The sequence below is a fragment of the Cupriavidus pauculus genome, assembly GCF_022179805.1.
Lineage (GTDB): Bacteria > Pseudomonadota > Gammaproteobacteria > Burkholderiales > Burkholderiaceae > Cupriavidus > Cupriavidus pauculus_E.
In genome coordinates this window covers 59,539-73,125 of record NZ_BPUO01000013.1, presented here as the reverse complement: position 1 = coordinate 73,125, position 13,587 = coordinate 59,539, and the positions used below count along the sequence as shown (strand labels likewise).

General features: G+C 63.0%; 12 protein-coding genes and 1 tRNA gene. 5 read left to right on the top strand and 8 right to left on the bottom strand.

Going from position 1 to position 13,587, the window contains the following annotated elements; genetic code table 11:
* Positions 1-14: 14 nt before the first annotated feature.
* The 4 genes from MFF62_RS23465 to MFF62_RS23450 form a co-directional block, all read right to left on the bottom strand.
* Entirely contained in the window at positions 15-653 is a 639-nt protein-coding gene (locus MFF62_RS23465; protein WP_238265512.1) for a LysE family translocator, read from the bottom strand.
* Positions 654-762: 109 nt separating this feature from the next.
* The gene (locus MFF62_RS23460) at positions 763-1,674 is read right to left on the bottom strand and encodes a 2OG-Fe(II) oxygenase (protein WP_238265511.1); all 912 of its coding nucleotides are present in this window, start codon (positions 1,672-1,674) and stop codon (positions 763-765) included.
* Positions 1,671-2,441, bottom strand: coding sequence for a lytic transglycosylase domain-containing protein (locus tag MFF62_RS23455; RefSeq protein WP_238265510.1), 771 nt, complete (start codon positions 2,439-2,441; stop codon positions 1,671-1,673). Before MFF62_RS23455 ends, MFF62_RS23460 begins: the two co-directional genes overlap by 4 nt.
* A 16-nt stretch (positions 2,442-2,457) precedes the next feature.
* Positions 2,458-4,179 (bottom strand): proline--tRNA ligase, encoded by a 1,722-nt coding sequence (locus MFF62_RS23450; RefSeq protein ID WP_238265509.1) that lies wholly within the window; start codon positions 4,177-4,179, stop codon positions 2,458-2,460.
* A gap of 196 nt (positions 4,180-4,375) precedes the next feature.
* On the opposite strand from MFF62_RS23450, the gene MFF62_RS23445 reads away from it, so the two are divergent.
* Positions 4,376-5,041: an RNA pyrophosphohydrolase gene (locus MFF62_RS23445; RefSeq protein ID WP_238265508.1), complete on the top strand. Its 666-nt coding sequence runs from the start codon at positions 4,376-4,378 to the stop codon at positions 5,039-5,041.
* Positions 5,038-5,619, top strand: coding sequence for a CNP1-like family protein (locus tag MFF62_RS23440; protein WP_238265507.1), 582 nt, complete (start codon positions 5,038-5,040; stop codon positions 5,617-5,619). The genes MFF62_RS23445 and MFF62_RS23440 overlap by 4 nt, the downstream gene beginning before the upstream one ends.
* Before the next feature lie 96 nt (positions 5,620-5,715).
* Here MFF62_RS23440 and proB read toward each other — a convergent pair whose 3' ends face one another.
* The 4 genes from proB to rplU form a co-directional block, all read right to left on the bottom strand.
* Positions 5,716-6,834: a glutamate 5-kinase gene (gene proB / locus MFF62_RS23435; RefSeq protein WP_238265506.1), complete on the bottom strand. Its 1,119-nt coding sequence runs from the start codon at positions 6,832-6,834 to the stop codon at positions 5,716-5,718.
* 46 nt (positions 6,835-6,880) lie between these two features.
* A complete protein-coding gene (gene cgtA, locus MFF62_RS23430) occupies positions 6,881-7,978 on the bottom strand; it encodes an Obg family GTPase CgtA (RefSeq protein WP_238265505.1) in 1,098 nt (365 codons plus the stop codon).
* A 210-nt stretch (positions 7,979-8,188) separates the two neighbouring features.
* Positions 8,189-8,449: a 50S ribosomal protein L27 gene (rpmA, locus tag MFF62_RS23425; protein WP_061955320.1), complete on the bottom strand. Its 261-nt coding sequence runs from the start codon at positions 8,447-8,449 to the stop codon at positions 8,189-8,191.
* Positions 8,450-8,499: 50 nt separating this feature from the next.
* Positions 8,500-8,811: a 50S ribosomal protein L21 gene (rplU, locus tag MFF62_RS23420; RefSeq protein WP_008647259.1), complete on the bottom strand. Its 312-nt coding sequence runs from the start codon at positions 8,809-8,811 to the stop codon at positions 8,500-8,502.
* Positions 8,812-10,442: 1,631 nt separating this feature from the next.
* On the opposite strand from rplU, the gene ltrA reads away from it, so the two are divergent.
* The 3 genes from ltrA to MFF62_RS23405 all read left to right on the top strand — a co-directional run bounded on the left by ltrA (position 10,443) and on the right by MFF62_RS23405 (position 13,429).
* Positions 10,443-12,143, top strand: coding sequence for a group II intron reverse transcriptase/maturase (gene ltrA / locus MFF62_RS23415; RefSeq protein ID WP_238265504.1), 1,701 nt, complete (start codon positions 10,443-10,445; stop codon positions 12,141-12,143).
* A 164-nt stretch (positions 12,144-12,307) separates the two neighbouring features.
* Complete coding sequence (gene ispB / locus MFF62_RS23410) at positions 12,308-13,237, top strand: octaprenyl diphosphate synthase (RefSeq protein WP_238265586.1); 930 nt, start codon at positions 12,308-12,310, stop codon at positions 13,235-13,237.
* Positions 13,238-13,352: 115 nt separating this feature from the next.
* A tRNA-Pro gene (locus tag MFF62_RS23405) sits at positions 13,353-13,429 on the top strand.
* The last annotated feature ends 158 nt before the right edge of the window (positions 13,430-13,587 follow it).

Below are 13,587 nucleotides of genomic sequence, written 5' to 3'. Positions count from 1 at the left end.
CTGCCGTCCCGGCGCTACGCCCCGTGCGGGTGGGCGCCGAGGATCGGCCACAACGAGGCGAGCAGCAGCAGCGCCATCGTCACATTGAATACGCGCAGCACGCGCGGATTTGCCAGCCAGCGGCGCAACGCCGCCCCGAACACCGCCCACGTGGTGATGCTCGGCAGATTGACCACCCCGCACAGCACCGCCATCAGTGCGGCATTGGCCCACAAATTGGGATGCAGCACGTAGGCGCTGCAAGCGCCCACGGCCATCACCCATGCCTTCGGATTGACCCACTGGAACGCCGCCGCCCGCAGGAACGTCATGGGCCGCGTGACCTCGCGATCTTGTAGCCCACCGGCCGTGGCCAGCTTCCAGGCCAGCCACACCAGATATACGGTGGCGCAGACGCGCAGCACGTCCCACGTCCACGGTAGCGCCGTGAAGACCGATCCCAGGCCCAGCCCCACGATCACCATCATGACCACCATGCCGATGCAGATGCCGAGCAGATGCGGCACAGTACGCCGCAGCCCGAAGTTGACGCCCGAGGCGAGCAGCATCGTGTTGTTGGGGCCGGGCGTGATCGACGAGACCAGCACGAAAGCGCTGTAGGCCAGGAGCGCGCCAGTGCTGGCGGCCAGTTCGAAAGGAAGGGTCAGAGCCATGACGGCGCTCCAGTAATACGGACAGGCGCTCAGTCTAAGGACACTCACCAGAACAGTACCGGTACAGTCGGCACAAAAGCTGCCGGTACGGCACCGGATTGTCAGACGGTCAGGCTTTGCTGCGGTACGGGTGTTCGCGCAGCCACTTGGTGGCGATCCACTTCTCGCCCGACTCCACCGGCAGGCCGGCGTGCAGCGTGCGCTCGTCGAGCTTGCCGTCCGGCTGCTGGTAGCCGAAGAACACCGCGTTGCCCTTGACCGGGGCCACTTCCAGGCCGAGCTTTGGAAACGCCGTGGCGCCGCCAGCCGGCGGGCTGTTCAGGTAGATCACCAGCGTGGCCACGCGCTGCCCGCCCACGCGGAGCTGGCGCGCTTCGCCGGGGCGCTGCGGGTTGAAGAAGTCGAAATGCGGCTGGTATTCGCCGCCGGGCTTGTAGTTGAGGATCTGCAGGCCCTCGCCGTGCTCGACCGGCAAACCCGAGATGGCGGCGATGCGCGCCTCGATGCGCTGAATCAGCGCGTGCTCGCCCACCTGGAACATCGCCCCCATGCTGGTGCGCGCGTCGATCAGGTTTTCGTCACCGGTGTCAGGATTCACGACCGGGCTGCGCTGCAGGCGGTCGCGCGCCAGCGAAATCAGCGCGTCGCATTCGGTGCCGTCGAGCAGGTTCTGCAACAGCAGGATGCGTGGTGCCTCCAGGGCGAACAGGATTGGCACTTCCCGCCCTTCGTGGCGGAAGACGTTGCTGCCGGAGGCCACCGTAGCCGGCTCGGCTGGCCGGGCTTCCGCGCGCGGCGTCGCGGCCTTCACGGCCGGCGCGGGCGCCGGGGCCTGCCTGGGCGGCGGCCGGTGGCCCAGCGCGGCATTGACGGTGTCGCGCGCGAACGTGGCGTCGTAGCCCGACCGCAGCATCGACAACACCAGCGATTCGGCATCGAAACCCTGCTCGATATGGCGCGCCAGCCATAGTTCGAGCTCGGGCGAGGAAGCGCGATACCCTGCGCGCGTCTCACGTGTCATGACGGATTGGCCAGTCGCTGGGGCGAAAACGGGTTACGCGCCGGCGATTCAGGCGGCAGCGTGCGGCGTGCCGGCGCCGTGGCGGCCGGTGCCGTGCCATCGGGGTCGCCCGCGATGGTCACGGTGGCCTCGGAATACTGCCAGCGCTTCCAGGCGCCCAGCACGGCGTTCGGATACTCCGGGCGCCCCCGGCTGCCGTTATAGCGGCCCAGCGCCAGGAACAGGTCGCCATTCTCGCGATCGAGATAGTGGCGCAGGATCGTGCAGCCGTAGCGCAGGTTGCTTTGCAGATGGAACAGCTTGCGCGTGTCGCCATCGCCAATTGAGCGTACCCAGAACGGCATCACCTGCATCAGCCCGCGCGCATCGGCCGAACTGATCGCGTATTTGCGGAAGCCGCTTTCCACCTGCACCAGACCCAGCACCAGCGACGGCTCCAGCCCGGCGCGCTTGGCCTCGTAGTACACCGTTTCGATCAGCTCGACGCGCGTCTGCGGATCGGGCATCTTCGCTTCGAGCCGGCGCGACATCTCGCCGAGCCATTTCAGGTAGCCCAGCTTCTCGCCGCCCGAGACAAAGGTGGGGCGAACCGGCCGGTTGTCGGCAATCGCCGCGGCCAGCGCGCCGCGCACGGAATCGGCCAACGCCTCTTCCTTCTGCGCGCCGGCATGCGCCGCCGTGGCCAGCAAGGCACACAGCAGCCCGCTGGCCATGGCGGCAAGCCAGCGGCGGGGAATGCGGGGAGTGGGCAAGCCTGCGGCGCGCATGACGGTCGGCAGTGGCTTAGCTGGCCAGCTGGCTGCGCACATGCGCCACCACGTCGGCCACGGCAACCGGCGTAGCCTGCGCGTCGCGGCGGCCCTGGTACTCGACCTTGCCTTCCTTGAGGCCACGGTCGCCCACCACCACGCGGTGCGGCACGCCGATCAGTTCCCAGTCGGCAAACATCACGCCCGGACGCTCGCCCCGGTCGTCCAGGATCACGTCCACGCCAGCGGCCAGCAGCTCGGCATGGATGCGGTCGGCCTCGGCCTTCACGGCTTCGTTGCGGTCATAGCCGACCGGGCACACCACCACCGCGAACGGGGCAATCGCCGCCGGCCAGATGATGCCGCGCTCGTCGTAGTTCTGCTCGATGGCCGCGCCCAGGATCCGCGTGACGCCAATGCCATAGCAGCCCATCTGCATCGGCTGGTTTTTGCCGTTTTCGTCCAGGAACACCGCGTTCATCGATTCCGAATAACGGGTGCCCAGCATGAACACGTGGCCCACTTCGATGCCACGGCAGAGTTCCAGCGTGCCCTTGCCGTCCGGCGAAGCGTCGCCAGCCACCACGTTGCGCAGGTCCGCCACGTCCGGCTCGGGCAGGTCGCGGCCCCAGTTCACGCCGGTGTAGTGGAAGTCGCGCTCGTTGGCGCCGCAGCAGAAATCGCTCATGTTGGCGACGGTGCGGTCAGCCACGACCTTGACCGGCTTCTTCGTGCCGATCGGGCCCAGGTAGCCCGGGGGGCAGCCGAACGTGTCGACGATCTCGGTTTCGGTGGCAAAGCGGAAATCGGTCAGGCCCGGCACCTTCGACGCCTTGACCTCGTTAAGTTCGTGGTCGCCACGGATCAGCAGCAGCCAGATCTGCGTGCCGGCGTCGCCGTCGGTGGCCAGCACGATCGACTTGACCGTGCGCGCCAGCGGCATGCCCAGCAATTCGGCCACGTGCTCGCACTTGGCCTTGCCGGGCGTCGAGGTCTTTTGCAGGGCCTCGGCCGGGGCGGCGCGCTTCGCGGTCAGCGGCAGGGCTTCGGCGGCCTCCATGTTGGCGGCGTAGTCCGACGTGGGGCAGTAGACGATGGCGTCCTCGCCGGTTTCGGCGATCACGTGGAATTCGTGCGAGCCGGAACCGCCGATGGCGCCGTTGTCGGCCGCCACGGCGCGGAATTCCAGGCCGAAGCGCTGGAAAATGCGCGTATAGGCGTCGTACATGCTCTGGTACGACGCCCGCAGGCCGTCCATGTCACGGTCGAACGAATACGCGTCCTTCATCGTGAATTCGCGGCCACGCATGATGCCGAAGCGGGGGCGGCGCTCGTCGCGGAACTTGGTCTGGATCTGGTAGAAGTTCACCGGCAGCTGCTTGTAGCTGCGGATTTCGCCCCGGGCGATGTCGGTCACCACCTCTTCGGACGTCGGCTGCATGGCGAAGTCGCGCTCGTGGCGGTCCTTCAGGCGCAGCAGTTCGGGGCCCATCTTGTCCCAGCGGCCCGTTTCCTGCCACAGCTCGGCCGGCTGAACCACCGGCATCAGCAGTTCCACGGCGCCCGCGCGGTTCATTTCCTCGCGAACGATGTTCTCGACCTTGCGGATCACGCGCAGGCCCACCGGCATGTAGCTGTAGATGCCGGCGCCCAGCTTCTTGATCATGCCGGCCCGCATCATGAGTTTGTGCGACACGATTTCCGCGTCGGCGGGGGCTTCCTTGAGGGTGGAAATGAAGAATTGCGAGGCTTTCATCCGTAGGTTTCTCGTAAGACTGGTCGTGGCGGGTCGCGCCGGCCGCGCTGCCGGACGGCAGTCATGGGCTTCCGGTTCAGTGGGGGACGCGGCGCAAACTGCCCATCTGCTCGGGAAAACCAGCATTCCCGGGGTCGGGCCTATACGCGCGCATCCCTTATAATCGACGTAATTCTAAAGGATTCGAGGTGCAGTCATGCTCGATCGTGAAGGCTTTCGCCCGAACGTCGGCATCATCCTCATCAACGCACGTAACGAGGTTTTCTGGGGCAAGCGAATCGGCGAACACTCCTGGCAGTTTCCGCAAGGTGGCATCAAGTACGGCGAAACGCCCGAACAGGCCATGTTCCGTGAGCTGCAAGAAGAAGTCGGCCTGCTTCCGGAACACGTCAGGATTGTCGGTCGCACGCGCGACTGGCTGCGTTATGAGGTGCCGGACAAGTTCATTCGCCGCGAGATCCGCGGCCACTACAAGGGCCAGAAACAGATCTGGTTCCTGCTGCGCATGGTGTGTCGCGACTGCGACATCCACCTGCGCGCGAGCGATCATCCGGAATTCGACGCCTGGCGCTGGAGCGACTACTGGGTGCCGCTGGACGCGGTGATCGAATTCAAGCGCGATGTCTACCAGCTTGCGCTCACCGAGCTGTCGCGGTTCCTGAACCGTGCGCGCGTGCCGTTGAGCCCATATGGGCACCATCACGCGGGACACGGCCGGCATGGCGACGGCATGCGGCCGCCACGGCAGCCGGCTGCCATCCAGGAGGCGGCCACGGCAGATTCTGTCGATACGGCAGCCATCGCGCCGGAGCCCTCTCTTTCACCGGAGCTTCCGGTGACCAACAAACGGAGTCATGGATGACTAGTTTCAGCGGCCGGGGCCTTCGCTCCGGCCTGTTGCTGGCGGCTGCCTGCCTGGCGCTTGCCGGCTGCAAGACCACCGGCAAGGGTATGTCCGAGGAAGAACAGAAGGCAACCGACAGCGGCTTCCTCAACCCGTTCGAGGACCGCCCGTTCCAGGAAGTCCAGGCCGAACTGCCGGCACTGCCGAACGACGCGGACCTGATCCCGTTCTCGGTCAACGATTCGTCGACGGACTTCCGGTTCGCCGTCGATCCCAAGTCGATCTCGGTGGGCACCGACCGCGTGGTGCGCTATACGGTCGTCATCACCAGTTCGGGCGGCGGCCGCAACGTCAGCTACGAAGGCATGCGCTGCGACGCGTTCGAGCGCCGCATCTACGCCACGCTGCCCAAGGGCGCCCCGGCATGGGTGCCGAACATGGGCGAGGAGCGCGACCTGTGGATCCGCATGCAAACCCGTGCCCGTAATTCGTACGCCGCCACGCTGGCGACCGATTACTTCTGCGAAGGCCGCACGGTGGCCGGCAAGCCCGAGCAGATCATCCGCGACCTGAAGGCCTACTCGCCCAGCCGCTAAATCGCACGGCGCGGGCAGGCATGAAAAAACGGCGAGTCCCATTGGGTACTCGCCGTTTTCTATTGTTCGTTGTTCGTTCTGGTTTCTGACGCGACTTCAGATCAGTACGAGGTTGTCGCGGTGAATCAGTTCGGGCTCGTTCAGATGGCCCAGCACCGATTCGATTTCCGATGACGGCTTGCGCGCGATCAACCTGGCTTCGGCGCTGGAATAGTTGGTGATGCCGCGCGCCACCTCGTGGCCGGCGTTGTCGACGCAGGCAATCACTTCCCCGCGCGCAAACTCGCCCTGCACTTCCGTCACGCCGATCGGCAGCAGCGACTTGCCGCCCCCCGTCAGCTTTTCCACGGCGCCGGCGTCGATCACCACGCGGCCGCGCAGTTGCAGGTGGTCGGCCATCCATTGCTTGCGGGCGGTCAGCCGGCCCGTGGGCGCCAGCAACTGCGTGCCGATCGCCTCGCCGGCCGCCAGCCGGCCCAGCACATCCTGCTCGCGGCCCGACGCGATCGTCGTATGGGCGCCCGACTTGGCCGCGCGCTTGGCCGCCAGGATCTTCGTCAGCATGCCGCCGCGCCCGATCGACGAGCCCGCGCCACCCGCCATGGCTTCCAGCTCCGGCGTACCCGCCAGCGCGTCGTGCACGAATTCGGCGGCAGGGTCCTTGCGCGGGTCTGCCGTGTACAGGCCACGCTGGTCGGTCAGGATCACCAGGGCATCGCCTTCGATCAGGTTCGTGACCAGCGCGCCCAGCGTATCGTTATCACCGAACTTGATTTCATCGGTGACCACCGTGTCGTTCTCATTGATGATCGGCACCACGCCCAGCGACAGTAGCGTCAGCAAGGTCGAGCGCGCATTGAGGTAGCGCTCGCGGTCAGCCAGGTCGGCGTGGGTCAGCAGCACCTGCGCGGTGCGGATGCCATAGCGGCCAAACTGGCTTTCGTAGACTTGCGCCAGACCCATCTGGCCCACGGCCGCCGCCGCCTGCAATTCGTGGATTTCCTTCGGACGGCGCGCCCAGCCCAGGCGCTGCATGCCTTCGGCAATGGCGCCGGAGCTGACCAGCACCACTTCCTTGCCAGCGCCACGCAGCTTGGCGATCTGCGCCGCCCAGCGCGCGATGGCGTCGTGATCCAGCCCCTTGCCGTCGTTGGTAACCAGGCTCGAACCTACTTTGACGACGATACGCTTTGCCTGGGCGATGACCGATTGCATGACGATTTCCCTGTCTCCGAGCCGTGGTGATTGCTATGGGCCCTGCTTATGCTTCCGAAGTACCGCGGTCGACGTTATGGAGGCGGTCGTCCAGGCGGATATCGGGCTCGGCCAGCGCGGCGGCCTCTTCGGCCTTGAGCGCAGCCAGGTGATCCTTGATCGCGTAGATCAGTTCGCGGCAACCCTCGCCAGACAGGGCCGAGATATGGAACACCGGTCCCTTCCACTTGTAGCGCTTGACGAAGTCCTTCACGCGGGCGGCGCGTTCTTCGTCCGGCACCATGTCCAGCTTGTTCAGCACCAGCCAGCGCGGCTTGTTGTACAGCGTTTCGTCGTACTTCTTCAGTTCGTTGACGATGGCCTTGGCCTCGGCAACCGGATCGACGTTCTCGTCGAACGGTGCGATGTCGACGATATGCAGCAGCAGCCCGGTACGCTGCAGGTGGCGCAGGAACTGGTGACCCAGGCCAGCACCTTCGGCGGCGCCCTCGATCAGGCCCGGGATATCGGCCACCACGAACGACTGCTCATGGTCCACGCGGACCACGCCCAGGTTGGGGTGCAGCGTGGTGAACGGATAGTCCGCCACCTTGGGGCGTGCGTTCGACACGTGGGAGATAAACGTCGACTTGCCCGCGTTGGGCATGCCCAGCAGCCCCACATCGGCCAGCACCTTGAGTTCGAGCTTGATCATGCGGCGCTCGCCCGGCTTGCCGTCGACCTGCTGGCGCGGCGCGCGGTTGGTACTGGACTTGAAATGGAGATTGCCCCAGCCGCCCATGCCGCCTTCAGCCAGGCATACGACCTGGCCGTGCTCGGTCAGGTCGGCGATGATTTCGCCGGTATCCATGTCGGCAATCAGTGTGCCCACCGGCATGCGCAACGTGATGTCTTCACCGCCGGCGCCGTAGCAGTCGGCGCCACGGCCGTTCTCGCCGTTCTTCGCCACGTGCTTCTTGGCGTAGCGGAAGTCGATCAACGTATTGATATTGCGGTCGGCCTGCGCGAACACGCTGCCGCCGCGTCCGCCGTCACCGCCATCGGGGCCGCCGAAGGGCACAAATTTCTCGCGCCGCATCGAAGCGCTTCCGTTGCCACCGTTGCCGGCGATCGCCTCGATACGGGCTTCGTCAATGAACTTCATGTTGGTTTTCCGTGGTGATTTCGGCAGCCTGGGGCTGACCGAAAACGCTACCAGAACGAGGCACGCCAGTTCTGTACAGGCATGCGGGCCGGCGACAATACGAATGGTACGGCAAGGCCGCACAACGATGCCAGTATCGTTTTGGTAGCGTTTTCAAATGAAAAAAGCCCCGCATGCGTATGCGGGGCCTTTATGCTGCAAAGGCTGTTATCAGGCCGCCGGAACGACGCTGACTTGCTGCTTCTTGGCAGCGCCCTTGACGGCGAACTGCACGTGACCGTCCACCAGTGCGAACAGCGTGTGGTCCTTGCCGATACCCACGTTGTCGCCAGCGTGCACGCGCGTGCCGCGTTGACGAACGATGATGCCGCCGGCGTTGATGGCCTGACCACCGTACACCTTCACACCCAGACGCTTCGATTCCGAATCACGGCCGTTCCGCGTGGAACCGCCGCCCTTTTTCTGTGCCATGTCTTACTCCTGTTGACCTATTGCGTTGAAAGCCTGTGTCCGAGCAATGCTCAGGCAACGATGGCTTCGATGCGCAGTTCGGTGTAATTCTGACGATGGCCCTGACGCTTCTGGTAGTGCTTGCGACGGCGCATCTTGAAGATCTTCACCTTGTCGTGACGACCTTGGGCGATAACGGTAGCCTTGACGGAAGCCCCGCTAACCAGCGGCGTACCAAATTTGATTTGGTCGCCGGCGCCCACTGCGAGCACCTGGTCCAGCGTGATTTCTGCGCCAATGTCAGCCGGTATCTGTTCTACTTTAAGTTTTTCGCCAGCAGCAACCTTGTATTGCTTGCCGCCGGTTTTTACGACCGCGTACATTGTCGAACCTCTCGATGTATTGATTGAAACGATGAATGCTGCTCTGAGAGACCCAGAGCCGGCGCCGTTTCATGCGCCGCAGACGGTGCGCGCGTGAAGCACGACCGAAGGAACCGGCAAGTATAAACCGGTTTACGGAAAAGCGCAAAGAAAACAAAGAGATAGCCTGCCGGCGGTGTCTCGCGGCGGGCAGCGCACTTGGGGTGTGCGCGAACGGCTCAGGTCAGGTCGGCCAGCAGGAACCCGGCCAGGGCAGCAAAGGCCACCCACCAGGCGGTGCGGCGGACGCGCCGTTGGGATGCATGAGGCTTGTCCATGGCGACATTATAGGTACGCACCATCCGAATTGGACATGCGGCGACCGTGCAGCGGATACGCGACACCCGTCGACCTGACAATCCCTTCCACCGCGACCGGCCGAGGGCCATGGCCCCACCCGCATCGCATATAATCCACCGGTTTTGGTGCGACACGTACTTCGTGTCCGTTAGCTCGCCTATGAGCGAGCAGGCTCAATTGAGCATCGACCTTTGTTGAGACAAGGGGAAGGCTTCGTCCTGAACCGTCTAATCTCGACCATTTCTTACTGCGACAAGCACCAGCCATCAGGCTGGAGCGCGTCTTCGTGTTACGGGAAGGCCAGCGGATCGGCTGACTTGCAGCTTGCTATTGCTGGATGGATGTCCAGCCATTGCCCAGAGGCGGGGAGTCTTGCCTTTGGGCAGATTCTCTGTAGGCGCCCTACTTCGGTAGGTGCGGGTCGGTGTGCGGCGAAATTTTGCTGCATCACTGCTACATAGCATTTGAACCGACCCAATTGGGTCGGCGCTACGTTCTTTGGGACGCAGATCACGGGCTCGCAGGAGTCCGTCTGCCGTCAAGCGCCTGCCAGTATGGAGGCACTGAAGTAATGAAGTGAGGTTCCCGGAGCGGATAGCTCTGCGCGTTATGGTTCGGTCGAGTACACCCGAGAGGGTGCCTCGATAGAGAACCTGCTATGCGACTAGCAGTAGCCTAAGGAGACATGCGTCACTGGTAACGGTGGGGTGTGAAGCTCTCCTGACAACGCTGCCCCCCGTAAGGGTGCGTCCACGCCGTGAGGTGGGGATGTAGAGGCTCCCAGCAGCAAAGGGGTCGAGGTGCGGGCTGGCTGGTATGGGTAACGAAAGTGAACTGCTGATAAACGTCGTAAGGATTGCGGTGCCAAAGCTGCTGATAGGCACTAACCAAAAGGTACGTGGTCGGATGCCCCGCTCAAAACTCGGGACACGTCGCTAGTATGACCACCGGCGGAGAGGCAGACTCTAACCCAGTCGTGTAATGCGCAGGGAACGTGGTAAGCCCGTATAGCTGCCGGAGTGTAGTTGACTCAGGCAAGCGAACCGTAAGGGACGCTGTTGGCTGTGCGGGTATGGGAGGTTGGAAAAAGCGAACGCCAGGCTGTAATTGTCTGGATAGGGGTTGAAACATCATCTCACGCGAAAGCGGGCAGACTTCCAACTGGTCTTTCGTCGCAAGACGGCTGACTGAACTCGCTTGTTTAATTTTCTTCCCTTTGGGGGGTGACATGCCCCCCCAAAGGGGCATGTTGTCTCTGCTGTTTGGGGAAGTCCTCAAGATAGGAGAGCAGCATGGAAGTATTGATCCGAGAGGATGAATCTGCGCCCTCTGGCATCCCGCAACGATGGGGCGACATCAATTGGCGCCGCGTCGAACGGAATGTTCGAGCAATGCAGATTCGAATTGCGAAGGCAACACAGGACAGAGATTGGCGCCGGGTGAAAGCCCTGCAACGATCCCTGACCCGCTCGTTTTCCGCCAAAGCATCGGCGGTAAGGCGAGTGGCGATGAACCAGGGTGCGCGGACGGCAGGAGTCGACCGCGAAAAGTGGAAATCGCCCGAAGCCCGATGGGAAGCCATCGGGCGGTTGAAGCACCGGGGGTACCGCCCGCTGCCGTTAAGGCGGGTCTACATCCCCAAGGCCAACGGAAAGGAGCGCCCTCTGGGCATCCCGACCATGTTGGACAGAGTCATGCAGGCGTTGTATCTGCTGGCGCTGGAACCAGTGTCCGAAGGGACGAGCGATCCAAACTCCTATGGGTTCCGGATCAATCGATCCACGGCGGATGCCATGTCCCAGCTATTCGTCAATTTGTCCAGAAAGGCTTCGGCCCAATGGATCCTAGAAGCGGATATCAAAGGGTGTTTCGACCATATCAGCCACGACTGGCTGGAGCGCAATGTCCCGATGGACAAAGCAATCCTGTGGAAGTGGCTGAAAGCTGGCGTGGTATTTCAGGGCCAGTTTCAGGCGACCAACGCTGGAACGCCACAGGGGGGCATCATTTCCCCGACCTTGGCTAACGTGGCACTGAATGGGTTGGAACAACAACTGGCCGAGTCCCTACGGGCAAAGCTGGGAGTAGCCAACACGAAGAAGCTGAAAGTGAATGTCGTACGGTATGCGGATGACTTCGTGATCACCGGCAACACGCCGGAAGTCCTAGAAAACGAAGTGAAGCCGTGGGTGGAACAGTTCCTAGCAACAAGGGGGCTTTCGCTGTCCACGGAGAAAACGCGAATCGTCAACATCGCCGAAGGCTTTGACTTCCTTGGGTGGAATTTCCGGAAGTACTCGGGAACCCTGCTCATCAAACCGAGCAAGAAGAATGCACAAACGTTTTATTGCAAGGTCAAGGAGGTCATCAGTGCTCACAGCGGACGAAAGCAGGCGGACCTAGTCCAAACGCTTAACCCGATGCTCAGGGGCTGGGCGCAGTATCACAGCCCAGTGGTTGCGAAGGCGACGTTCACCCGAATGGAGCACCTGATATTTAGGGCGCTATGGAGGTGGGCAAAACGGCGGCATCGAAGAAAGAAAGTTGAATGGGTGCGAAAGAAATACTTCGCATCAATCGATGATCGGAATTGGGTGTTCGGTTCCACGGAAGTGAACAAGGCTGGCGAACGCTACTGGAAAGGACTGTATTCGATCCCGAGTACGCCTATCCGGAGGCACAAGAAGGTGCGGGGGGACTACAACCCTTTCGACCCAGCGCAGGAAATGTATGGCGAAACGCTGCGGCAGGAACGCATGGCAGAAAGCATGGCGTACCGGAAGCAGTGGGCAAAGCTGTTCATGTCCCAGCGAGGCTTGTGCGCGGTGTGTCACAGCGCGATAAGCAAAGAGACCGGGTGGCATGACCACCACATCGAACCCAGAGTAGTAGGCGGGTCCGACGCTCTAAGCAATCGTGTACTGGTACATCCCGACTGCCATGTCCAGGTTCATCACTACGGCAGAGTCGCAGTGAAGCCGGTGTTTGAGTAACTCATACATTTTGTAGAGGCTTGAGCCGTATGCGGGGAAAACTCGCACGTACGGTTCTTAGGGGGGAGGGATCCAGCAATGGGTTCCTCCTACCCTCCCGAAACGGTGATCTCATCTTGTCCCAGTCTTCCGCCACTGCCTTGCTTGCCCCGGTCGCTGCCGACATGCGCGCCGTTGACGCAGTCATCCGCCGACGCCTGTCGTCCGAAGTCCCGCTGGTCGAACAGATTGGCGAATACATCATCAGCGCCGGCGGCAAACGCCTGCGCCCGGTAATCCTGCTGTTGTCGGCGCGCGCGTTCGGTTACGAAGGCCATCGCCATCATGAACTGGCCGCCGTGGTGGAGTTCATCCACACCGCCACCCTGCTGCACGACGACGTGGTGGACGAATCCGAGCTGCGCCGCGGCCGCCAGACGGCCAATGCCGTGTTCGGCAACGCCGCCAGCGTGCTCGTGGGCGACTTCCTCTATTCGCGCGCCTTCCAGATGATGGTGGATGCCGGCAGCATGCGCATCATGGAGATTCTCTCCAACGCCACCAATGTGATCGCCGAGGGCGAAGTGCTGCAGTTGCTGAACATGCACGACCCCGACGTCACCGTGGAACGCTACCTGCAGGTGATCCGCTACAAGACGGCCAAGCTGTTCGAGGCGTCGGCGCAACTCGGCGCGGTGCTGGCCGGCGCCGATGCCACCATGGAAGAAGCTGCCGCCGAATACGGCCGCCGCATCGGCACCGCCTTCCAGCTGATCGACGACATGCTCGACTACACGGCCAGCGCCGAGCAGATGGGCAAGAATGCCGGCGATGATTTGCGCGAAGGCAAACCCACGCTGCCGCTGCTGCACCTGCTGGAGCACGGCACGAGCGAACAGCGCGAACTTGCCCGCGACGCCATCGTCCAGGGCGGCACCGAGCACTTCGATGCCGTGTTCTCGGCCATCCATGCCAGCGGCGCCCTGGAGGTAACCTTCGCCGCCGCGCAAAAAGAGGCCGAAGCCGCCGAGCGCGCCGCCATGCTGCTTCCGGATTCGCCGCTCAAGAACACACTGATCGAACTGTGCGCGTTCTCGCTGCAGCGACAGAGCTGACGGTCCCGCATACATTTTCTTTAGATGGCGCTTGCCAACCCGCGCAAACGTCGCTAGAATTTTGTTCTTTGCTGCTGACGACGCACTGCCAGTAGCAACGAGCAGCAACAGAAATCGGGGTGTAGCTTAGCCTGGTAGAGCGCTACGTTCGGGACGTAGAGGCCGGAGGTTCGAATCCTCTCACCCCGACCAGATTTCGATGCACGGCAACGCCGGACATCACAAGTATCGACGGAAAGGCCGCACAGCAATGTGCGGCCTTTTTGTTTTCCCCCGCCGCTTCGCGCGCCCTCCCTTCCCGCCTCCGATTCCGTGCCCCGCGCAAGTAGGGTTGCAGCCGTGTCGCGCAA